Origin of the sequence: Enterococcus avium (assembly GCF_002891025.1) — a bacterium.
Lineage (GTDB): Bacteria > Bacillota > Bacilli > Lactobacillales > Enterococcaceae > Enterococcus_A > Enterococcus_A avium.
Genome location: NZ_NBSL01000002.1, coordinates 147,312 through 168,856, shown reverse-complemented (window position 1 = coordinate 168,856; position 21,545 = coordinate 147,312). Strand labels below are relative to the sequence as shown.

At 38.9% G+C, this 21,545-nt stretch carries 22 protein-coding genes; 3 read left to right on the top strand and 19 right to left on the bottom strand.

The annotated features are described in order from the left end of the window. From AUF14_RS00950 to AUF14_RS00925, 6 genes are all read right to left on the bottom strand, one after another. Positions 1-1,734, bottom strand: a complete 1,734-nt coding sequence (locus tag AUF14_RS00950) for a class I mannose-6-phosphate isomerase (RefSeq protein ID WP_016180971.1) — start codon at positions 1,732-1,734, stop codon at positions 1-3. Positions 1,735-1,769: 35 nt separating this feature from the next. After that, positions 1,770-2,189 carry a PTS sugar transporter subunit IIA gene (locus AUF14_RS00945; protein ID WP_016180972.1) on the bottom strand — a complete coding sequence of 140 codons (420 nt, stop codon included), beginning with the start codon at positions 2,187-2,189 and terminating at the stop codon, positions 1,770-1,772. Positions 2,190-2,217: 28 nt separating this feature from the next. After that, positions 2,218-3,060, bottom strand: a complete 843-nt coding sequence (locus AUF14_RS00940; protein WP_016180973.1) for a PTS system mannose/fructose/sorbose family transporter subunit IID — start codon at positions 3,058-3,060, stop codon at positions 2,218-2,220. Beyond that, positions 3,060-3,872: a PTS mannose/fructose/sorbose/N-acetylgalactosamine transporter subunit IIC gene (locus AUF14_RS00935; RefSeq protein ID WP_016180974.1), complete on the bottom strand. Its 813-nt coding sequence runs from the start codon at positions 3,870-3,872 to the stop codon at positions 3,060-3,062. Before AUF14_RS00935 ends, AUF14_RS00940 begins: the two co-directional genes overlap by 1 nt. A gap of 18 nt (positions 3,873-3,890) precedes the next feature. Then, positions 3,891-4,379 carry a PTS system mannose/fructose/N-acetylgalactosamine-transporter subunit IIB gene (locus AUF14_RS00930; RefSeq protein ID WP_016180975.1) on the bottom strand — a complete coding sequence of 163 codons (489 nt, stop codon included), beginning with the start codon at positions 4,377-4,379 and terminating at the stop codon, positions 3,891-3,893. A 146-nt stretch (positions 4,380-4,525) separates the two neighbouring features. Beyond that, on the bottom strand, positions 4,526-5,263 hold the full coding sequence (locus tag AUF14_RS00925; RefSeq protein WP_016180976.1) for a GntR family transcriptional regulator: 738 nt from the start codon (positions 5,261-5,263) through the stop codon (positions 4,526-4,528). Between the two features lie 166 nt (positions 5,264-5,429). Between AUF14_RS00925 and AUF14_RS00920 the strand changes: the two genes are divergently transcribed. Continuing rightward, a complete protein-coding gene (locus AUF14_RS00920) occupies positions 5,430-5,699 on the top strand; it encodes a hypothetical protein (protein WP_227132012.1) in 270 nt (89 codons plus the stop codon). A gap of 46 nt (positions 5,700-5,745) precedes the next feature. Here AUF14_RS00920 and AUF14_RS00915 read toward each other — a convergent pair whose 3' ends face one another. Genes AUF14_RS00915 through AUF14_RS00905 form a run of 3 tightly spaced genes read right to left on the bottom strand, consistent with a single transcriptional unit; the run spans position 5,746 to position 8,900 of the window. Then, the gene (locus AUF14_RS00915) at positions 5,746-6,381 is read right to left on the bottom strand and encodes a TetR/AcrR family transcriptional regulator (RefSeq protein WP_016180978.1); all 636 of its coding nucleotides are present in this window, start codon (positions 6,379-6,381) and stop codon (positions 5,746-5,748) included. A gap of 4 nt (positions 6,382-6,385) precedes the next feature. Then, positions 6,386-7,993 (bottom strand): ABC transporter permease, encoded by a 1,608-nt coding sequence (locus tag AUF14_RS00910; RefSeq protein ID WP_016180979.1) that lies wholly within the window; start codon positions 7,991-7,993, stop codon positions 6,386-6,388. Next, positions 7,986-8,900 carry an ABC transporter ATP-binding protein gene (locus tag AUF14_RS00905; protein ID WP_016180980.1) on the bottom strand — a complete coding sequence of 305 codons (915 nt, stop codon included), beginning with the start codon at positions 8,898-8,900 and terminating at the stop codon, positions 7,986-7,988. The genes AUF14_RS00910 and AUF14_RS00905 overlap by 8 nt, the downstream gene beginning before the upstream one ends. A gap of 266 nt (positions 8,901-9,166) precedes the next feature. Here AUF14_RS00905 and AUF14_RS00900 point away from each other — a divergent pair, with 266 nt between their 5' ends. Continuing rightward, positions 9,167-9,805, top strand: coding sequence for a DUF998 domain-containing protein (locus AUF14_RS00900; protein WP_016180981.1), 639 nt, complete (start codon positions 9,167-9,169; stop codon positions 9,803-9,805). Between the two features lie 73 nt (positions 9,806-9,878). On the opposite strand, the gene AUF14_RS00895 is transcribed toward AUF14_RS00900, so the two are convergent. The 8 genes from AUF14_RS00895 to AUF14_RS00860 form a co-directional block, all read right to left on the bottom strand. Beyond that, the gene (locus AUF14_RS00895; protein WP_016180982.1) at positions 9,879-10,643 is read right to left on the bottom strand and encodes an acyl-CoA dehydratase activase; all 765 of its coding nucleotides are present in this window, start codon (positions 10,641-10,643) and stop codon (positions 9,879-9,881) included. Further along, positions 10,631-11,809 carry a double-cubane-cluster-containing anaerobic reductase gene (locus AUF14_RS00890; RefSeq protein ID WP_016180983.1) on the bottom strand — a complete coding sequence of 393 codons (1,179 nt, stop codon included), beginning with the start codon at positions 11,807-11,809 and terminating at the stop codon, positions 10,631-10,633. Before AUF14_RS00890 ends, AUF14_RS00895 begins: the two co-directional genes overlap by 13 nt. A 582-nt stretch (positions 11,810-12,391) precedes the next feature. Continuing rightward, on the bottom strand, positions 12,392-12,889 hold the full coding sequence (locus AUF14_RS00885; RefSeq protein ID WP_016180984.1) for a GyrI-like domain-containing protein: 498 nt from the start codon (positions 12,887-12,889) through the stop codon (positions 12,392-12,394). Between the two features lie 111 nt (positions 12,890-13,000). Beyond that, the gene (locus tag AUF14_RS00880) at positions 13,001-14,296 is read right to left on the bottom strand and encodes a sensor histidine kinase (RefSeq protein ID WP_016180985.1); all 1,296 of its coding nucleotides are present in this window, start codon (positions 14,294-14,296) and stop codon (positions 13,001-13,003) included. 59 nt (positions 14,297-14,355) lie between these two features. Next, positions 14,356-15,069, bottom strand: a complete 714-nt coding sequence (locus AUF14_RS00875) for a LytR/AlgR family response regulator transcription factor (protein WP_016180986.1) — start codon at positions 15,067-15,069, stop codon at positions 14,356-14,358. Between the two features lie 518 nt (positions 15,070-15,587). Beyond that, positions 15,588-16,241, bottom strand: coding sequence for a TerC family protein (locus tag AUF14_RS00870; RefSeq protein WP_016180987.1), 654 nt, complete (start codon positions 16,239-16,241; stop codon positions 15,588-15,590). Between the two features lie 103 nt (positions 16,242-16,344). After that, positions 16,345-16,767, bottom strand: coding sequence for a DUF2000 domain-containing protein (locus AUF14_RS00865; RefSeq protein ID WP_016180988.1), 423 nt, complete (start codon positions 16,765-16,767; stop codon positions 16,345-16,347). Next, the gene (locus AUF14_RS00860) at positions 16,754-17,572 is read right to left on the bottom strand and encodes an AraC family transcriptional regulator (RefSeq protein ID WP_016180989.1); all 819 of its coding nucleotides are present in this window, start codon (positions 17,570-17,572) and stop codon (positions 16,754-16,756) included. The genes AUF14_RS00865 and AUF14_RS00860 overlap by 14 nt, the downstream gene beginning before the upstream one ends. A gap of 111 nt (positions 17,573-17,683) precedes the next feature. On the opposite strand from AUF14_RS00860, the gene AUF14_RS00855 reads away from it, so the two are divergent. Further along, positions 17,684-18,412 carry a DNA alkylation repair protein gene (locus AUF14_RS00855; protein ID WP_016180990.1) on the top strand — a complete coding sequence of 243 codons (729 nt, stop codon included), beginning with the start codon at positions 17,684-17,686 and terminating at the stop codon, positions 18,410-18,412. A 51-nt stretch (positions 18,413-18,463) separates the two neighbouring features. On the opposite strand, the gene AUF14_RS00850 is transcribed toward AUF14_RS00855, so the two are convergent. Together AUF14_RS00850 and AUF14_RS00845 are read right to left on the bottom strand one after the other, a co-directional pair. Continuing rightward, entirely contained in the window at positions 18,464-20,119 is a 1,656-nt protein-coding gene (locus AUF14_RS00850) for an LPXTG cell wall anchor domain-containing protein (protein WP_016180991.1), read from the bottom strand. Between the two features lie 599 nt (positions 20,120-20,718). Then, positions 20,719-21,540, bottom strand: coding sequence for a helix-turn-helix domain-containing protein (locus AUF14_RS00845; protein ID WP_016180992.1), 822 nt, complete (start codon positions 21,538-21,540; stop codon positions 20,719-20,721). Between the last annotated feature and the right edge of the window lie 5 nt (positions 21,541-21,545).

Below are 21,545 nucleotides of genomic sequence, written 5' to 3'. Positions count from 1 at the left end.
TTACGATAAATTTCTGACAAATGCTTGAATCACTGCTACCTCTTTATTTGGGTCACCTTGATTGACTAATTTGTACTCTTTGATTGTTTCTGGAACGATGAAAGTCTCTCCGTAATGAATCTCAAAAGGTTCAAAGCTGTTATTCAAACTTTCGACCGTGATTGTCTCACCTTCCACTAAGTTCAACATGTTGACGCTTTGATGAACATCCACTATCACTTCTTTTTTGAACCAATGACGATGAGTCTCAATAAACTCCAGTTCATGCAATCCAGTCTTTTCAACTCGTCTTTCACTATCCTTATGAAGTGTTTCAACCGGATTGATCAGATTTTCTTGGACCCAAGTCGTGTCAAAATCAGTATTCACATTTTCTTCTCCATGTGCCAAATGGACAGGTCTTGGAACACCATCTAATCCTAAACGTTCCCAATCCCATAGTTTAAAGGTAAAAATGTACGGTGTTTGACTGATTTCCAACACCACTGTATCTGGTCCACCACAATGAATCGTACCAGCTGGGATCGAATAGTGGTCATGTTTTTTCACTGGGAAACAATTGATGTATTTTTCATCTGGGAAACGATAGTCGCCCTTTTCTGCTTTGCGCAGCTCATTAAAAAGTTCGGCTTTCTCTGTTCCTTCTTTTACACCGAGATAGATCGTTGATTTTTCAGAAGCCTGCAAAATATAATAGCTTTCATTTTGCGTATAGGGCATACCAAATTTATCCTGAATATAATCCACCCGTGGATGGACCTGTAGGCTTAAATTGCCACCACCTACAGTGTCCAGGTAATCGAAACGAATCGGGAATTCATTTCCAAAGCGTGCCTGAACTTTTTTTCCTAGTAAAGCAATCGGACGTTGGTGTACCACGTTGATTGCTGGAATTTCTATCTCAGTTCCTGAAAAATTCAGACATAGACTGTTTTCCTCCGGTACGCCATCAAAGGCCCAACCGTAGTTCTCCTTTTCAGAATCCAAATTAAATTCTTTCTTCATCCATTGACCACCCCAAACACTGGCGTCAAAATATGGAACTAATCGGAACGGCTGTTCCACGATTTGATCCAAAGCAACCTGATAGCTCGTTCCATCGACCATTTTTGCCTGTTCAGGGATATTTGTATCAATCAGGTAATCAATTTGTTCAGTTAGCTGTTGTTTTAATCTATCAGCGATGCGCCATTCGAAGAAGTATCCGCGCTTCACCTTTTTTAGATTATCTTCTTTTTCATTCGCGGCTTTCCAGTTCGACATACCTGCGCGATGACGTTTTTGAATCTCCCAGCGCGTTAAATCGGCATAACATAAAATATCTGGCTGCGGCTGTATAATCGCAGCCCCTGTACCATAAACTACGATCCTCTTCTTTTCTTCAGCTAGTTCTTTTTGCACTTGTTTCACTTCATATTCTGGATAAAAATCATTTAGTGTTGCATGAGACATAATGCCAAAAACACGATCTTCGGTCATGTTCGCAGCAATTCTATTCGTCACCGTTTCAGCGTCATAGGCGTAGTCATCCGCTTTAACTAGTCGAGCATCTGTCAATTTACTCAGCAGCTGTTTCTCCAGTTCAAGTAAATTAACGCCCGGATAGCATTCTAAAGTAATAGTTTTCTTGCCATCATTAAATTGTTTATTTAGTTCTTCGGCAATCTCGTCATAATTATTCCATGTTTGTGCAGCGTGTTTAATCTTGATTTCCGGTCGCAAATTATACGTCATTTTTACCCCTCTTTAATAATTATAATGATATGACATTAGAATTCTTCGTCATCCTCTTCTTCTGAAAAATCCATTCGATCAATACTTTCTTTCCCAGCTTTGATTCCATCTGCGATCAATTGCTGGAGTTCTTTTCCTTCACGCATCAATATCATATCTAGTAGCATCGCCAGATTCATGCCAGATAGCATCTCAACCTCCATGCCAGTTTGAACCAGAATATCATAAGCGTTTGTTCCAGGTGAACCTGATGGAATATCACAGACAATAATCATCTGTTTGATTTCTTTTGGCAAATCGGCAACTAATTTTTCCAGTTTCGCTCTATACATCGCTACTCCTGATTCTTCTAATCCAAGAGAAAAGAAATTTTTCTGCTCACCGGCGACAAATTCAACTGCTGTTTTCATACCATGAGCTAGTTCTGAATGACTCACTAATAAAACTCCGATCATCGTCATTGCTCCTTCTACTAAATTATGTTTAAAACATCATTTGGATCAAATAAGCGATCCCTACACCGCCAAAGGCTGCAATAAAATAAATTCCGATTAGTTTTAAGGCAGAAACGCCTTTTTTTGCCATCAAGTACCATGAAACTAAGACCAAAACTAACGGCAATAGATTTGGGAAAATACCATCTAAAATCTGTTGAATATCAATCTTCGCACTGCTGAATTTCAAGACGATTGGCAGTTTTAAATTAACATAGCTTGCCGCGACTCCGCCGATCACGATCATTCCTAGAACTGAAAAAGCTTGCGTGATCTGTTGCGCTTTTTCTCCGACAAAAGTATCAACGGACTCAGCTCCCAGTTCATAGCCTTTAAAAAATAAGAAGCGTGAACCTAGCATTATGATTGTATTGTAAGCAACGATATAAAAGATTGGTCCTAGAATACTACCCTTTTCTGATAATCCCATCCCGATCGAAAGCAGGATCGGAATCAGCATCCCAGGAATCATTGAATCACCAATCCCTGCTAAAGGCCCCATCAAACCGACTTTTAAACCATTGACAAAATCATCATCGATTTCTTCTTTACCTAATGCTCGTTGTTCTTCTAACCCAACAACAACACCATTAATCAATGAACCGATTTGTGGTTCCGTATTGTAAAAAACAGAGTGTCTTTTCAGCATCGCTTTTTGTGCTTCAGGATTATCTTTATATATCTTTTTTGCGATTGGCTCCATTGATAAGGCAAAACCAAAGGCTTCCAAGAATTCAAAACTTGTCGCTACTAGGTTGTACATCATCCAACGAATATACGATTTATTCAACGTTTTTTTATCTAGAAGTTGGTAAGATTTTTTTTGTTCCATTAGAATTCCTCCTCGTCATCGAAATCATCATAAGAACCTTCATCTGTAGCTGCTTTTAGTGTTGGTTTAGATTTTGCCTGGAAATAGATATACGCGATCACTCCTGCTACAATTGCCAAAGCGATCATATTTAATTTTAGGAAAATTACGCAGACAAAACCAAACAAGAAGAATAGTAGCATAATGTCTTCTTTGACAACCGCCGTGAGTAACATGACGATCCCGATTGCAGGGAGTGCACCACCTAAGATGCCCATAACATCAATTAGGTATTGCGGCATACTGGCTAATAACTCCTTAGCAAAGCTTGAGCCAAAGTAGATTACTAAAAATGACGGAATAAAACGTAAGGCAAAGCTCAGTAGTTGTGGTCCAATGATTGAATTAAAATGAAAGGCTTTTTCGTTGCCTTCTTCAATCGCTTTTTGTGCCCGATGATTCCAAAAAGAATTGGCAACCTGAAAGAAATTAAACACGATCGTACCGATAACGCCAATTGTTGTAGCTAACGTCACAGCTACTTCTGTTGATGAGTTAGATAAAATAGCTAAAGCAATTGCCGGATATGCCACAAAATTTAAATCAGCCGGCATCTGACCGCCAGGAGTAACCATTGCAATATACACTGCCTGAATAGCGACTCCAATAATAATTCCCTGAGTGACATCTCCTAAAATAAGTCCAATTAAAAAACCTGATACTAAAGGGCGGCTAATCGTATACCAGCCGCCGGTTAACCCCATCAACCAAGGAGTGCCGAGAGCACCTAAGTAACATAGTAGTGAGATTAATACAGCTTGGAAAAAGAGCATAATAATTTCCTCCGTTCTTTATTTTTCGATATCTTTCCAAGTAAAGCCTTTTGAATCCGGTACCAATTTGAATTGAATGTCCATCCCTAATTCATCTAAACGCTTGAAAGCAGCTCGTTCACCTTCAGTAATTGCTACATTCGGACCAATTTTTTTGGCACCTTCTCGTGCGCTCATGGGCCCGACATTTAAAATAGAATAACAAGAAATGAAATCAGCTCCAGCATCATACAAACGTACAAGTGTTTCAGGTGTTTTTGCGATTAAAAAATAATTTTTTTTGCTGTTGACGATTTCTTCCCACTTCAAAGCCGTGCGATCAACTGTCATAACGAAGCCTTTCAATGGTTTAGGAACAGCCCCTTTAAGAGCTTTCGATAAAGTTGAATTGTTGGCTGAACGATCGTCCACTGCAATCACGCCATCACAAGCACGTTCACTCATCCATCGTGTTACCACTTGTCCATGGATAATCCGATCATCAATTCGAATAAAAGATATTGCCATTTTTTCCACTCCTGTTCTTTTATGTCATTTTGTTATAACAATAGCACATTCAAAGTATATGCTATTTTTCAAAAAAAGACAACGCTTTCTTCCTACTTTTTAAAAAAAGTGCAAAATTACTTATCGTATTCTGCACTTTTCGTCCATTAAATTTCAATGTAATAACGGTATTGATCGCCAATATAGTAACAGTCGCTGATTTCTTTGTATTGTCCATCTGCTCTTGAAACCATCCGGACTCTTTTTAAAATTGGAGTATTCTCTGGTACATCTAAGACGGCTTGCAGTTCTGGTGTTGCACTTAATGCCTCGACATATTCTTTGCTCTCACTCATGACAATATCAAAGGTTTTCAAATAATCGTATAAGGAACCATAATAATCCTTGCTATCTAACGAAAATTTTTCTGTATAGGGAATATGTGTAACGAAATAGGCAAAGGCTTTTCCATCATCAACTCCTCGAGTTCTTCTTAGCTGAAGCACTTTTGACCCCTTTTCAATTCCTAACTGTTGAGAAATTCTTTCTGAAGCATCAATAAGTTGAACCTGAGCAGATAAAGTTCGTACTTTTTTTCCTAACTCCTCCATTTCACGAGTAAAGCTACGGACCATTGTATAATGTTCCTTTTCCGTAGAATGATCCATTGATAAAACAAAGGTTCCTTTTGCTCGTTCGCGATATAAATGGCCTTCACGAACCAATTCGTCAATTGCTTTTCTAATGGTGATTCGACTAACATGATAAATATCACATAAATCTAGCTCTGGCGGTATTTTCTCTCCATCTCCCCATTCACCTGAAATAATTTTGAATCTTAAATCATCTGCAATTTGACTGTATAAAGGACTAGCGCCTTTTCCTTTAGCTAGCTTCTCATTCAAAATATCACTCCTTAAAAGTTCTATTGTCATAACAATAATATATTCAGCCAAAAATATCAACCTTATTAGTATCCGTTTTCTTTCTGTCATTCATAATAATTAAGTTTGATTTAGTGGTTCTTCAGATTTGGCTTTACCCCTTTTTTTCTAAAAATTGCGTAGTATAATGAGAAAGAGAAAAACGATTACTTTTAATCAAGTGAGGGGCACACCAATGAAAATCGCCATCATCTTATCAACGATCATACTTGTGCTAGCAAATTTCTATCTTTTCCTAGTCTATTTCAAAGAGAAAAAAATTAATGATAAACTGGAACGGTTGGCTGTGATGTTCGGAACCAATATGAGTGTCCTATTTGTCGATAGCCTGATTCTCTTCTTTGGCGCCCTAGCTGAAGAAGGCCTATTCGTGATGATCATTCTTTCTGATTTTTGATTCTGTAAACTAAAACTCTGTCACCTCAATAAGGCGACAGAGTTTTTTAGCGTTCAACAAAACCGTATTCGAGTATTTTCAGCTTGCGTTTCAACCGATCAATCACCGGCATCAGATCCTCGATTGTTTTCCATTCCGGATGTTGTGTCAATTCCTGCTGAATCTTGGTCGTCTCACTATTTAAAATGGCATAGATCGTCTCGATCACGTCCTTTTCTTGAACCTCTTTTCGCAAGGGAAGTTTGCCAATCACTTCGTCTGTTAAATTCATACTGCGGCTAAAATCCTGATTTAGGCGCTGTACCATTTCTTTTCGTAGAGGTTCTGGCAACGTCTGCATTTCAGTATAAGATTTCATCAAAAATGCAAACTCACGCGGATATTTCAACTGCAACTCGATTTTATATTTCGTAGCTTCAACGACCATCTCTAACAGATCAGAGGCATTCGTCCAAACCGAATAATCGATTCGCTGATAGAAAAAATCTGAAGCATAAGTATACGTTGCCTGATATAACCCCCCCTTATTTCCATAATAATGAAATAGCAAGCCTTTTGAAACCCCAGCTTCTTCCGCAATCTGATCAGTCTTTGTCTCACGATAGCCATGCTGACCAAATAAACTGGCGCTCGTTATTAAAATGCGTTGTTCCTTTTGCGGATCTTTCACTACTTCCTTCATTCAATCACTCCAAGTCCCGCTTATTGTAGCCCATTAATCCAACAATCGTCAAAATAAGAAAAACTGCAACTAAGACAATTGCCACAGTCGTATGAACATTCTCGGTCGGTACTTTTCCCACCCAGCCTAAAGGCGAAATATTTGCCACATCATCCGATAAGTTCAACAACGGACCAAACATTTTGACTAATACACTGGCAGCTAAATAAATCCACAGAACAGTCGTTAATTTAGGTAACGCACCAGATAAGAATGTTCCGATACCAACAAAGAATAAAGTTGCCGGTAGGAAGCCCAGCAGCGTCTCCCAGAAATATTTGATTGCAATCGGGTCATCCAGTGTGCTGTTGCCAGTAAAAAAGGCGCCAGCTAAAGTTGCTGTAAACACCACAACACTCACGATTGTCCCAACACTGAAATAGCTGAAGGCTAGGCGTGTCTTAGAAATACTTTTTGAGTGAAGGATTTCCAGATAGCCCTTTTTGTCATCTGATTTCAATCGAAAAATAATCAGAATTCCGCTAATCGCAGCGATCGCTACAAAAAACAAGCTTAACATGTTCAAAAAATTCAAGATCAATTCTCGATTCGCCGCATGAATTTGCGTTACACCGAGAATTTTACGATAGGTTGGATTACTGCCGATAATATCGCCAATCGTACTGAAGATTGATCCATAAGCCGCTCCTAGTATAACACCGCCAAAAATCCACCCAATGATACTATTTCGTTCAATCGTTAAAACTAATCCTAACGGTGAAGACAACAACCTACCTGCTTTTCCTTTTCCATCACGAGTTGCTAGAACACCGCTGCCAATATCCCTTGTCTTAGTGATCTTTACAGCAATCGCTAAACAAATCAGACCTAGCCCTAAAGTCATTATGACCGGAAGCCAATTATTATAAGTGTAGATTGCCGTTTTTTGAATCCATCCAACAGGAGATATCCAAGTCCAATTAGGATTTGTCACATCGGTCATCATTCGGATGATATAGAAGAATCCATACAACCCATAGCTCATAAAGTTCGCGCTACGAGAATTATTCGCTAGCTGAGCCAGCAGCAGACTGATAAAACCGAACATGATTCCAATACTGGCAATACTAACGCCCATCAATAGATCTCCTTGCAGCGTTGCCCCATTAAGATCAGCAGCAATCAAACTAGCGACATATAAAATTCCCATCAACCCATTGATCAAAAGTATCTCAACAGCTGTTGCGTAGGTTGGTGCCAAGCGTCCGACTGTTCGTGAGCGAACCATTTCCAACAGTCCTGAATCTTCCTCCGCCCGTGTATTTGAGATTGCCAACGAAATATTCATAAAGACCATAAACATTCCCATAAAAACCAGCATTTCAGAAGCAAAAACATTCGCTGTCGTATACGGCTCAATAGCAGAAAATTCACCAAACAGCGAAACCATAGCTGGGGTCTTCAACGTTTCAACAATTGCATTGATATCTGTTTGCGTCCCAAATAATACATTGAACTTCGTTGAAGCTGAAGCAAATAGGCCAACTAAAATCACGATCCAGATAAGGTGTTTGATACGGTTTTGCTTCAAATTTGCCTTTAACAAATAACCTGTTTTTGCTCCACTATTCATGAGAATCAGCCCCTTGTTTTTCATAATAACGCATGAATAGATCTTCTAAAGTTGGCGGCATAGATGTTAAATTGATAATTTGTTTTTCTGCTAAAAAAATCATAATTTGTGTCATTTGATCACGATCGACTGAAAGAACAGCTTTCCTGTGCGCATCGCCTGAAAAATGCGCCGTATGCACACCAGCTAATTGTTCAATACCATCAAGAGGCTCTTTCGTTTCTACTGCAATCTCCAATCGTGTTAAATGCCGCATGGAATTCAAGTCACCCGTCTCGATTATCTCTCCTTCACGAATAATCGCAATCCGATCACACATCTTTTCAACCTCTGACAATATATGGCTAGACAACAAAATGCTCTTACCTGCTTCTTTTAATTTCAACACTTCTTCTTGGAAGGATTTCTCATTCAGCGGGTCCAGTCCGGAAGTCGGCTCATCAAAAATGTACAGCTCCGCTTCTTGAGATAAAGCTGCAACTAATGCTATCTTTTGGCGATTGCCTTTTGAATAGGTTCGCGCTTTTTTCTTAGGGTCTAATTGAAATTTTTTTATCAGTTCTTCTGTTCTCTGCGTACGTTTTTGGTCATTTAATCTTAGTAGTAAGTCAATGATTTCCCCGCCCGTCAAATTAGGCCAAAGAAAGACATCCCCAGGGACATAGGAAATATTCTTATGAATTGCTGTGTCTTCTTTCCACACATCTTTACCAAAAATCGTTGCTTCTCCGCCAGACTTTTTCAGCATACCTAACAAAATCCGGATCGTAGTAGATTTTCCTGACCCGTTAGGACCGATAAAGCCTAATACTTCCCCTTTGTTCACATCGAAGGTGACATCCTTTAATGCCTGAAACTTTCCAAATCTTTTTTCTACCTTATTCAACGACACGATCTGGTTTTCCATCGTTCTCACTCCTGTTTTTATCTATTCATTTTTTAGTTTAAAAAAATTTGCTGGCTCGTTACCTATACTCAAATTGATTTCTTCTTACTGTAGCTCTATATCGAGAGAATACTCCTTTTTGACTATAGAGTCAATGACTGGCTAGTCAATTCTAAATTATTTTTTTAGTTACGAAAAGAAAGTGAAAAAAGTCTGTATTTTTCTTATTTCTCGAACTTTTGACAAAAGTACAGTATTATATAGAAAACTTTTCGTAGGAGCAGCCGATGACTATTTTGAAAAAACTTTCACCACTATTTCTGATTTGTGCAGTTATTGGTGACTTTTCATTACCTTACTACTTGGGACGCTTTTATTCTGATTTTAATCAAATGACGATGATCATTAGTCAACTAGGCGAACCGACTAGTCCTGTACAAAATTATTTTAATAATGGTTCAGTTGTTACAGGTACCTTGTTTGTCTTAGCAAGTTTCGGTATTTATAATTTCTTTCAGTCAGAATCAAAACGGTTCGCACAAATTATAGCCGGAGCGATTGCTCTCTATGGCTTTGGCGATTGTATACTAACTGGTTTGGTTCATATCAGCGAATCCGCAAGTTTCTTTAGTCCTGCTTATTTTCTGCATGCGGCATTTTCCGGGATCTCGATGGTAGCGATGATGTTTGTTCCGCTATTATTAGCTTGTCAGGCAGCTCTGAAACAGCAAAAAGTTCTTTCGCTTTTTTATTCTGTTTGTCTAATCGGTTCGATCTTAGCCTTACTATTGTTCGCTGCTTATTATCTGCCAGTGATTGGACGATGGCTTTCTTCTACTCGCGGATTTTGGCAACGATTATCCCTGTTCTTTCTCTATCTGCCAGCACTCAGTATTGCATTTAGACAACTTGCAAAAAAGAACTAGCTACGTTTCGTTGACGTATAAGACAACAAGCAAAAAGGATACCACCTCAGCCGTATCCTTTTTGCTTGTTTGCTTATCTTAATTTCTTTAGTCCAATCTGTGCTGCCCCAATAGCTCCAGCATATTGCGACAGATTGTCTCGTTTGACTGGCGCTGATACGTATTGTTCCAAGACTTTTCCAAAGATCACGCTTTTGGATAAGCCGCCTGTGAAAAGGACCTCTTCGCCTCGTACAGGTCTTAATTTTGAATATTGACTGCTGATTCGTTGAGCAATAGAATGCAAAACACCTAGTGCAATATCTTCACGTGCCTCACCTTTGGAAATCAGACTAATAACTTCTGACTCTGCAAAAACCGTACACATACTGTTGATAGTAACTGGCTTTGCATCTTGAACAAACTGGTCCAAATCAGAAATATCTTCACCTAAGGTTCGCATCATGACTTCAACAAAGCGTCCTGTTCCCGCAGCACAACGATCGTTCATACTGAACTCGACGACATTGCCTTTACCGTTTAGCTGAATGGTCTTGCAGTCCTGTCCGCCAATATCAATAACTTGCTTAACTCCTGGAGACAAATAGTCTGCTCCTTTTCCGTGGCAAGTAATTTCCGTAACTACTAGATCCGCAGGCAGCAGCTTACGACCATAACCGGTTGTCACAAGTTTTAGATCATTTAAAACATAACTACGTTTGAAGTAATCAACAACATCCGTCATCGCTCCTTTAGGATTTCCAGCGGTGGGAATCAAATACTTATCGATTAATTCCTCGTTGGAAAAAAGCACACCTTTTGTTGTGGTGGATCCTGAATCTAATCCTATTGTGTACATACAGCCTCTTCCTCTAACATTTCGATAAACGCGGTGACGCGAGTGTTGATCTGTTCGATATCTGAAGTCGAATAATCCGTCTCTAAATACATATAAGGAATATTCTTTTCTTCATTTAGGAAGCGTTTGATTTTTAATGATTCCACTGAAAACGGAATACAATTTTGCAATACCATGTCGATTACGCCATCTACTTGATAATCGTCAATCATTTGGCTCAATAATTCTTTACGCGGCTGGTTATTAGACATGCAGGCACAGCCGATATTGATGTATTTATCCGTTAAAGCCTGGTACACATCAGATTCATTCTCATCAACTAAACGTTCTACGGCTTTTGCCACGGTACAGTTTTCATAAGCAACCACCAAACCGCCATTTTCTTCAATCGCACGAATCACCTTTTCCGTCACTCCGCCCATCGGAGAACCTGTTACCAAGATTCTTGGCTTCTCTTCTAAACGTTTGCCCGCTTTGTATTCTTCTTTGACTTTTACTGTCGTTTCCTCCAGCATTTGAATAACTTCTTCTTTGTCAAATTTGTATTGTGAACCATACATCACTTGGAAAATCTCTTGACCTGTGATTGCTGGCGGATTCAGCTGGCCTAACCGATAAAAGTTTTGTTTTACCTGACGTTCGCGGTTCTTCAGCACAATCGCCTCACGAATTTTTTCATCAGTGATCTCAACACCTAAGAAATCCTCTAGCTTCTCTTTGAAACGCACGAGTTCGCTGTACCATAATTTTTTGCTCTCTTCAGTATCGCGCATATGCGGCAATTGCATCAAATAGGTATCCTTGAATTCTTCCATATATTCATACATTTTCTTCTTGCCATCACAAGTAGTCTCGCCAACCACTAAATCAGAAAAATAGAAATAGGGACATTTATCTGTTTTACCAAAGCCATAACTCGATTTAATTAGCGGGCAAAGATTTCGTGGCAAGTCTTCTTCTGCATCGGGAATCGTTTCATCTGACGTTGAACACAAACTAATCTGAATCGCCCCACCGGCTAAGACTAATTCCTCTGGCATAAAGGTACAATACACACCTACAACGGGTTTTCCCTGTTCTTTGATATCCTTAACCGCTAAAAAGCCCTGTCTTCTCGCTTCGCCAAAATCATCAAAAATCTCTGGTAAACTTGTTTTTAATTCCATTTTATCCGTTCCTTTCTTATTTGGAGGTCATTCTTTTGATTCTCGAGACGTACACCCTTCCGCTAGTCGCGTTAAACACGCGAAGTAGGATGGGCATCCTTCTCATTTTTAGTTTTTGCCTATGTTCGATATCACAAACACAGTAAAGTACGCAGTTGTACTCGCCATTTTCCCCCGAAAGAAAAGAGCACACCAAAAAAAGGCCTGCTCCTGGATAGTTTTTTACTTCACTTGATCCGAGGAGGAAAAATATTCAGTTAACGCGCTTAGAACCTCTAAGTTTTGTGTTACTCAAAGTCATCGCCTAACCATTTTTCCCACCTCCAACTATGTACCTTTAAATTTTTGATAGATGTCTTTCTAGCAACATCCCAAAAGTTTGTGTAAGCATTTACAATTACCTCCTTAGTATAACGAAGGGAATTTTCTCCCGCAATACTTCCAAAAGAGAATCGTTCTCATTTCTGGTCGGATACTCATAGGGAAAGAAAAAAGACTTGAACGTAGTATTTCCCTATTTTGAAACAGTCCTTTATAATTCACAAAAATCCAACATCATCGAGATGCTGGACTCAATTTATACTATTTTCTTTTCACTGGCACCCATATCTCCATCTCTTCACCTTGAGTATAGACTTCCAAATCAGGTCCGCCAGAAGTCATTTCTCCAGTCATGTATCCGCTGTTCAACAGCTCGTACTCTTCAGATTCAGGACCCCATTTCGTCACGATTTCGATCTGAGTCGTCCCGGATGTTTTTCCCGTACATGGGAAAACTGCCCACGTATTTGCCGGAACTTCTACTTCCTCCATACCATCAGGTGTTGCTGCTGTGGTTGCCGCGGCAATATAGTAATCAAATTTTTTACTATCCTCTGGATCAACATTATAAAAACTTGCTCCGATCACCCCAAACGGTTCACGATTAATTAAAGGTGCTACCGTTTCTTGCCTATTACCAGAAATAAATTGATTCCAGAAAGTCTCACAATCTTTCATCCCCTGCTGATTTTCATTTGTTGAACTCATTTTCACGCCTGCTAATTTGAAGCCTTCTAATTCTAAGATCCTGTAATCCATTTTCCATTCCTCCAGTTATGTGTATTGGTTGTGTTTCTCTTTGCTACATTTATAATTTATCATCTCAGGAGGTGAATTTTAGTAATGTGTCATGTTTGCTAGGGTTTCTCGTCATGTTTGCTCAAATAAGTTAAAGGTTAGCTTGAAGGAATAGTCGTCGATTGCATAATTAAGCTTGCCATGATACTTCTCGACGATTTGGCGGATTGATTTTAGGCCAAAGCCATGGCTGCTCTTGTCTTTTTTGCGGGTGGTCAGCGTTGTAACCTTACTATCCGTACTGTTCTCACAGGAGCCCACTAGAGAGTGATTAAAATAAACAAGTTTTAGCTGTACATATTTTCGCGTACTGCTATGCTCACATGCTTCTCGAGCATTGTCCAAAATATTTCCAATTAACGATGAGAGATCGGAATCGGAAAACGTCATTGTTTCTGGACACTTGATCTCAAACTCGCAAGTAATTCCTGTCTCCTTCATTGTTCGGAAATGTAAACGCAACAGAGCATTCAATCCAGTATGTTGCGTAAATGAGGGCAATTCATTTGAATCTAGCTGGTTGATTAACTGGTTGATCTGTTGATTTGCATCATCTTCCTTATTGGCATCTAAATAACCAACAATCGAATACAGCTGATTCTTCAAATCGTGTTTGATTTTTCGGACTTCTTGCTGATGTTTTTCTACCTGCTGATAGTAGTCCTCCAGCAATTCATGCCGCTGTTTTTGTAGTTGAAATTCCTGATTCTTTTTTGATAGGTTGTCCGACATTTCAAAGCTTAAATAAAATAGAATCAATAATAAAACGAAGCTGATTATCAAAATAATATCCCTCGTGACAAACTGTTCGGTTCCCGTCACGCTAATGATCAATATTCCGATCGAAAGACTGCATATGGATGCGATCAATAATTGCAGAATTGAAAAATTTCGTTGGATCGAAATGTCACGTTTCTTTCTAGCTGACCAGAAAGAAAAGACCATTAGAAAATTAATCAGCATAGCTATGCGATTTCCTATTCCACCAGAGCTTACGAAATCTAGTAAATTATCAACGGGTAAAATCAGTCGGGCCAGAATCAGCAGAATTCCTTCACTGATAATCGAAAAAACAATAAATAAGACAGCAACCAATCCTCTTTGATAAGCTTTACCATTAAAAAAGGCCTGCACACAAAGTAATAATAGCAAAGTGCTTAAGGTGGTTAAAATAGGTCGTAAACTCCCTGTTCCAGACTCATTCGCTAGATTATTAATAAAATAGTATGGGACGCAGGTCAAGTAAATCACAAGAAAAAGACTTCTTTTCGGAATTTGCGGCTTTGTTGGAAAAAAACTCGAAAACAATAAACTTAAGCTCAGGGATGTTAAAATTGTGACCGGAATAAAATTTTCTAAAAAAGCCATCCACAGTCCTCCTTATTTTCTCTGAAAAGTTTTCCTTTTGATAAGTTGGATCGCATCCTTTAACGGGATAAAATAAATTGCTGAAATTGCTCATGAAAGGAAGCGTGAAATTTTTTACTGATGGGTAATTTTTCGCCTTCTTTTAAATAGACGAAATTACTCTCCACTGTACTCAAGCTCTCCAAGTTGATAATGATCGAATTATGTATCTGGGCAAAAAGAATTCCCTTTACTTGTTCCCGCGCATCCTTCAAGGTTCCATAGTATTCGTAGTTCGCCCCATCGATTGTATGCAAAAAAATTTTTCGTCCGGAGCTTTCAATGTAATGAATTTGATTCAAGAAGAAGGTATAGATTTTCTTTTGCGACACGAATTGAAAAACACCCTTACGTTTTTGCAAATAACGTACCGCTGCGGATAAAATGCTCGATGTCTTCTCATGATCAAAAGGCTTAATGATAAATTGAAAAGCCAAAACTTCAAAAGCCTCTGACATCAATTCCGCGTGACTGGTCATGAAGATAATCACCGCATCAGAATCTGCTTCGCGAATTCTCGCAGCTGTTTCTAAGCCATCAGCCCCCTCCATTTCGATATCCAATAAATACATATGGAAATAATTAGGAGACTGCTCCAAAAAATCCAACAAACGATCCCCAGAAAAAAAGACTTCCGTGTTGTATTTACTGGTTTCGCCATGGAAGACTTGTTCGACTAATTTTTCAATTTGACCGCTCATCAAGCGATCATCATCACAGATTGCAATATTCATATCCATCTCCTTTTTTGATAGCGTTTCCTCTAGTATACCTGAGAATTCTAGCCAGTTGTTTTTCAAATTGGAACTATTGGAATCAAATCCCTGATTTTTAACTTAAAAGTTGGTTTAATCGACAACTCACAAGAAAGGCTTCGCGAACTTGCTCAGCTTTTGAGCACCAGGTAGGTACTGTTCCACATCAGCTCTGCAAGCAGTCGCTGTGTGTCTCAGCAATAAGACCAAAATATTTCTAAATTGCCAAGAAACACAGTGATCGAAGAGAACTGATGTTGATTGGCACCTACTTGGTGCTTCTCAAATTTCGAAATATTTTTGCTTATTGCCGAAATGCTAGTTCTGCTTAACGGAGTTTAGCAGTAACAGTATGCGTAGCTTGCGTAGAAAAGCTAGTTCGTGAAGCCGGACATGGATATACCTGCTAAAAAGCGATTTATCCATGTGAAATTTTATACTTTCTTTATTGGTCAAGAAAAAGCTGCCGCATTTTTGCGACAGCCTCACAAATACTCTTAGGACTTCTTTCGATTAAATAGGAAGTACATTCCCGCCAACAATACACACGAAGCTAACGATACGATATGTCCGTTGCTTAGTCCTCGAAACAAGTGATGAATGAAATGATCCTCCACCAGCATAGTGCCTGCCGTATACGCGATCAATAAAGCACCAAGCCAGATTAACCATGGGAAACGATCCATCAGTTTCAAAATAACCTGACTGCCGAAAATAACAATCGGAATACTAATAATCAAACCTAAAACGGCTAACATAAAATGACCATCAGCGACACCAGCAATCGCCAAAAAATTATCCAGACTCATCACTAGATCCGCAATAATGATCGTACGAATCGCGGATAAAAGTGTCGTCTCGCTTTTGACTTCAGTCTCTTCCCCATTTGTTTTCAGCAAATCATAGGCAATATAAAACAACAAGATAGCTCCAATGATCTTCACATAAGGCACCGTTAATAGCTCGACTGCGATCAGCATCAACAAAATTCGCAAAACAACAGCACCAGCAGCCCCAATTACAATTGCCTTATTCTGTGATGAAGCTGGCAGTTTTCGGGTTGCAAGTGCAATCACCACCGCATTATCACCGCTCAATACTAAATTCAATACAATAATCGAAAGAATCTTCGATAAAATTGCAATACTCATTTACCTGTCTCCTCAGTTTTTGAATATTTATCTTTTCTAAGATACCACCTTTTACTGAAAAAAACATGAAAATAAGTAAATGATTTGGTTTGAGAATCCTTTTTTATCGCAGCAGTGGTAAGCTTCCGGTCAGCTTATTAACCTGTTTCTTATTGCCAAAAAGAGTTAGACCAAAATAATCAATGGCAGATTCTGGAACGTGAGTCATTTTCTCGATATATTCACTATAAGTTTTACAGCCTTGGGCCACGTCAAAGAAATCAACGACTGTCAGCTGTTCAAAATTTGGTTCATACAACCGTTCCCGCATATCTCGTAAAAAATCACGATTGCCTTTTAAGATCGGGATGGGAAATTCGATGATTCCTTGGTGACGATAGCCGGTCTGATCAACGACATCTTGACCAACGACTTCAGGAAATAATTTTCCAATTGTTACACCCATAACGGCCGTACTGTTCGCAATAATTCCCTGAGGCATTGCTTCATCTACAACCATGACACATTTTAACTCATTTGCTGGCATCTTCTTCCTCATTTCCTTTCGCAAAAATGTTGCGATATTGATTAGGGGTCAAGCCGATGAATCGACTAAAATAATTGGTAAAGTGGCTCTGATCATAAAAGCCAGTCCGATTTGCAGTCTCGATCAAGCTGCAGCCTTGCTCCAATAATTCCTTTGCTTTTACGATCCGATAAGTTTCAAGATAACGATAGGGTGTAATGCCCTTTTCTCGCGTAAACTGCCGAACCAATGAATGCTTATTGAGATGAACCAATTTGCAAAGCTGATCCAACGTGACTTTCTGATCGTAATGAGCTTCTAGATACTCACAGATGACAGCAATTGGTTTTGGTGCCGGCAGCATTTGATTTTGTTTGTCTTGTGCGTAGTTTTGCAAGAGCTCCTCAATCAATAAAATGAATAATGTCTCCTTCTCCGACTTGTCACCTTCATTCATGATTAGCTGATGTAAACGATTGAAATCTTCAGCCAACGCTGTCTGACTCTGCATTGGCGAAAGAAATTTTGGCAGCTCCGTTCCTGTAAAGGGCTGAAAAATTTCTTTTTTTAGATTGATACAATGGTAAGTGAGTCGGCTATCATCGATTCCTTCGCAACTATGATTGTCATAGGGATTAAAGGTCAATAAATCGCCCGGTTCAAGTGTATAGGCTTGATTATTCACTACCATCTTTCGAAAACCTTCTTCAATTAACCCCACTACATAGTAATCGTGGAAATGATTGGGAAAATTTTGCGATACACCAGTGAAGGAATAAGCTTCAATCCCTAGATCCTCGTCATAACAAATAATTTTCTGATTCAACGCCTCGCCCCCTTTCTTTTTCCTATTGTAACAAGTCTGCCGAAGCAGTGCTTGGAAGATATTGACTTTATGGTATCATCGAATCAAAGATAAAATTGGAGGCGAATACATTTGAAGCATAAAGATCATTACAACGATCAATATATTTTAGATCTATCTGAAAAATTGACACAAGCAGTGCCTGATTTTAATAAGGAGACTTTTTCCAATTCTCTAATCGGCAAACTGGAGGATAAAGAATTGTTTGCAAGATTTGATTTTATTGTCGATGCCTTAGAGACAAATCTTGGATCAGACTATCGAGAAAATCTCCAAGCCTTCTACCAGATTCTCGGACCGGAGTTAGAGCAATCAACGGGGATGTTTAGCTTTGGTTGGTGGCTTTGGCCGATCGGTCGTTACGTGGAACGACATGGAAATGAAGATTGGAAAGCTTCTCTGACCTTTTTGAAAAAATTGACTAAACGGTTTACTGGTGAATATGCGATCCGTCCTTTGTTAAAGGAGCATCCGCAGGAAGTGATGAAGGAATTGATTGACTGGAGCAAAGATCCGAATGTTCACGTGCGTCGCTTAGCTTGTGAAGGAGTGCGAATTCGTCTACCTTGGTCGGAAAAAATCTATGTCGCTTTAGATGAATTTGAACATTATGCTGAAATTCTTACAAATTTGAAGGATGATCCGGAAAAGTTTGTACAAAAAAGTGTCGGGAATAATCTCAATGATCTCTATAAAGATGCTCCGGAAAAAGCTGACTTTCTCATTAGCGAATGGCAAAAAACACCTACTACAAAAGCACAGGAATGGATCATCAAACACGGACGCAGAAATCAAAAATAACGATAGACACAAAAAGCCTCCTTCAAAAATAATGAAGGAAGCTTCCTCATATTAATTTACTTTTCTTGCTCGTTTAAGCACAAATGCTAGAAGTACCATGATGCCACCGATCATAGCAACCCATAAGCTGCTGGATTCCTCACCGGTTTTCGGTAATTGTTTGTTAGTTTGAGTGCTCATACGTGTAGGAACAGTCTTATTATTTGTCACATTATTTCCTGTACCTGCTACATTTTTGGTTTCATCGTTTGTTTTAGTCGGTTCTTCTGTCGAACGATTTTTTACAGTCAAAGTGATTGACTTAGTACTCGTTTCACCTTCTGGTGTAGAAGCATAAAACTCAATAGTGTGCTCGCCAGCTTCAACTAACGTATTATCTGCAACTTTTACTTTAATCTCACCATTCGTTACCTTGAATCCATCAATCGTATCTGCTGGATTCTCTGTTTTGGCCCAAGCCATAATCATCTTTTCATCTAATTTATCGCCCACATACATCACTTTGTCTTCAACTAAGATTTTCGGTGTACGTTTTTCAGCTTTTTCTTTTACTGTAACACCCATTGTTTTCGTAATCGTCGCACCTGATGCTGCTAATGCTGTATAGGTCACTTTATAATTGCCCGCTTTTGTTGTATCGACAGTTGATTCTGCCCACACACCGACACCGCCTGCTGCACTTGCTTTGGTAAGTTTGTCTTCTTTGCCAGACGCGTTTAGCGCATAAGCCTGAGCAAAATTGTAGGGATCAAAGGCCTGACCGATTTCAAGGCGCAATGTCTTTTGAACGTCTAATCTGATTGTTTCATTCGTATCAAGAATGGTAATATTTACGATTTTTTTTGTCACTGTATTGTATTCAGAAACCACCGCAATCTCGACTGCAAGCTTGCCAGGTGCATCTGTTGAGTGATGGGCGACTACTACAATATTCGCATCTGCTGTTGGCACTTCTTTTCCATCAGGTTTTCTAATCACGATCCGCTCACGAATCGCTTGAATATAGTCGCTGCCTTTTGGCAAACTAAAATCTGCGATCTCGATTTCATACATACCGATATTATCCTCAACAACCTGGATAATAGCGCTTTGAGTCGTCGTATTTCCTTGTGAGTTCGTCACGGAATACGTCAAAAGATACTCACCAACTGTATCAGTATCCACTGTTCCAGTAACTGTAATCTTCGAAGTCAAATCCCCATCGGTCTTGTCGCTCGCACTGACACCTTGCTTTGGATCAAAGCTGCTACCTTTGCGAATACTTTGAGTCGGTAAAATATTTATCGCAGGATGTGTATCCGTTGGTTTATTAGGTGGGAATGGATTAACGTCTAACGGCTTCACTTCTACCTTTTCTGTTTCTACCGCTGATGAATTTGTTTCATTTTTTATCTGACTATCCGTAGTCGTCTCTGTACTTATTTTTCCGACTGGCTTCACAGTACTGCTTTCAGTAGTCAACTGCTCCGTTGTATTTTTGCTGTTCTTAGTTGTATTTCGTTTTTTACTCTGTTGGTTAGAAGTCGCTGTGTTTTCTTTTGCAGGTGAAGTATTGCTTGATTGAGTATTACTTACTTTCTTCGCAGGTTTCCCCATTTCGCTAACTGCTGTTTGAACTTCTTCTGTCGCAAGTGCCGTTGGTGCAGCAAGCAGAGCAGGTACTATTAATCCCGCAAGTGCTACACCTGTTAATTGTTTTCTTTTCATTTTTTCTCCCTTTCTCTCTTTTTTATAAGAGACTTATTTCAACTTAACCCCGTTCTTAAGCCACTTGCAAAACGTATTTAATAAATCTAGTTATTTAACACACAGACGAATAGGTGAAAAACAGTCGTAAAATAACTCGAAAAATATACATATAGTGACTCTTTTTCAAAGATACCACACAAAAACCATTGAATCAACGGCAGTTCCATCGTATAAAATTCGTAATTATTTTATTTTCGCATTGTTAAAAAAACAATAACAAAATTTTCTCTTGTTAAAATATTGTTACTTTTTCTAGCAGAATAAAATTACGAAAGAAATAAATTTAATAATTAAATCCCTTTGTTCAATATTTGATTTCAAAATTTTTTTCAGCATATACAAGAAAGAATAAAAAAGCAGAAAACAGCTAAAATTAGCCGTCTTCCGTTTTACCAAAATCTACCACGATAATAAGCAAATATCTGAAAAAAAATAAGTGGAGTTGTATTTGTCTATAGGAATTCAATTAACTAATGGACAGTTGAAAAGAAAAGCAAACGCCAAAATTGCTGCAAGCTGATTCGATCAAGCGATTTTGTTCCCATTTTCTAAAATTCTTAAGTCACAGTCAGGATCATTTTTTCCGTTGGATAATTGACCTCGACAATTTTTTGACTAGGAAGAAATCCAAGATTCAACAATCGCTGTCGATGACCAATATCTAATTTGTCGGACTCTCTAAAGGTCGTCGTGTAAAGCAGCCGCGGTCTTTTATCACGAATTACACTCGTAATAAGTTTTTTCTCCGGCTCTAACTTCCAACATGCCGGTAATGCTGTAAGGTTCTCGATTTTTTGTACCTTTGGGTCAAATAGCAGCAATCCCACAATTCGTCCTTTTGCCCAAGCCAGATAACAATTTCCTTCATTAATAAATAAGCGCAGTGAATGAAGATACGCCTCTTTCTCTAAATAAGGAAGAGCACCTCGCATCAATTGAACAAACGCAAGAATCATTTCATGCTCCTTCCATTTTCCCTGTCGAATACGAATATCCTGATTTTCAACCCAAAGCAGATAATCAATTGCGCTAAAGGGTTCCTCAATCAAGAATTCTTTTTTCTGTAAACGAAATCGGTATGGTGTAAGCTTGAAAAGCTCTTCAAATGCCTTGCTAAAGGCCTGCTGACTTTGATACCCTAATTGCAGCGCTATTTCAAGGATTCTCTGATCCGAATAAAGTAAGGCCTTTGCTGCCTCATTCAATCGACGGCGCTTGATATAGTTATAAAGAGATTGATGAGTCGTCTCCTTGAACTCATGCAGCAAATAATATTTGGAATAATGAAGCTGCTTCGCTAGTTCATCAAGCGTCATTCTTTCTTGAAGATGTGCCTCTACATAATCTGTGATAGAGGCTACTAACTGAGAATTGTTCAATGCTT

Coding starts and splice junctions, on each gene's coding strand:
- AUF14_RS00950 (WP_016180971.1), bottom strand. CDS start 1,734: ATGACGTATAATTTGCGACCGGAAATCAAGATTAAACACGCTGCACAA.
- AUF14_RS00945 (WP_016180972.1), bottom strand. CDS start 2,189: ATGATCGGAGTTTTATTAGTGAGTCATTCAGAACTAGCTCATGGTATG.
- AUF14_RS00940 (WP_016180973.1), bottom strand. CDS start 3,060: ATGGAACAAAAAAAATCTTACCAACTTCTAGATAAAAAAACGTTGAAT.
- AUF14_RS00935 (WP_016180974.1), bottom strand. CDS start 3,872: ATGCTCTTTTTCCAAGCTGTATTAATCTCACTACTATGTTACTTAGGT.
- AUF14_RS00930 (WP_016180975.1), bottom strand. CDS start 4,379: ATGGCAATATCTTTTATTCGAATTGATGATCGGATTATCCATGGACAA.
- AUF14_RS00920 (WP_227132012.1), top strand. CDS start 5,430: ATGAGAAAGAGAAAAACGATTACTTTTAATCAAGTGAGGGGCACACCA.
- AUF14_RS00915 (WP_016180978.1), bottom strand. CDS start 6,381: ATGAAGGAAGTAGTGAAAGATCCGCAAAAGGAACAACGCATTTTAATA.
- AUF14_RS00910 (WP_016180979.1), bottom strand. CDS start 7,993: ATGAATAGTGGAGCAAAAACAGGTTATTTGTTAAAGGCAAATTTGAAG.
- AUF14_RS00905 (WP_016180980.1), bottom strand. CDS start 8,900: ATGGAAAACCAGATCGTGTCGTTGAATAAGGTAGAAAAAAGATTTGGA.
- AUF14_RS00900 (WP_016180981.1), top strand. CDS start 9,167: ATGACTATTTTGAAAAAACTTTCACCACTATTTCTGATTTGTGCAGTT.
- AUF14_RS00895 (WP_016180982.1), bottom strand. CDS start 10,643: ATGTACACAATAGGATTAGATTCAGGATCCACCACAACAAAAGGTGTG.
- AUF14_RS00890 (WP_016180983.1), bottom strand. CDS start 11,809: ATGGAATTAAAAACAAGTTTACCAGAGATTTTTGATGATTTTGGCGAA.
- AUF14_RS00885 (WP_016180984.1), bottom strand. CDS start 12,889: ATGGATTACAGGATCTTAGAATTAGAAGGCTTCAAATTAGCAGGCGTG.
- AUF14_RS00880 (WP_016180985.1), bottom strand. CDS start 14,296: ATGGCTTTTTTAGAAAATTTTATTCCGGTCACAATTTTAACATCCCTG.
- AUF14_RS00875 (WP_016180986.1), bottom strand. CDS start 15,069: ATGAATATTGCAATCTGTGATGATGATCGCTTGATGAGCGGTCAAATT.
- AUF14_RS00870 (WP_016180987.1), bottom strand. CDS start 16,241: ATGAGTATTGCAATTTTATCGAAGATTCTTTCGATTATTGTATTGAAT.
- AUF14_RS00865 (WP_016180988.1), bottom strand. CDS start 16,767: ATGCCAGCAAATGAGTTAAAATGTGTCATGGTTGTAGATGAAGCAATG.
- AUF14_RS00850 (WP_016180991.1), bottom strand. CDS start 20,119: ATGAAAAGAAAACAATTAACAGGTGTAGCACTTGCGGGATTAATAGTA.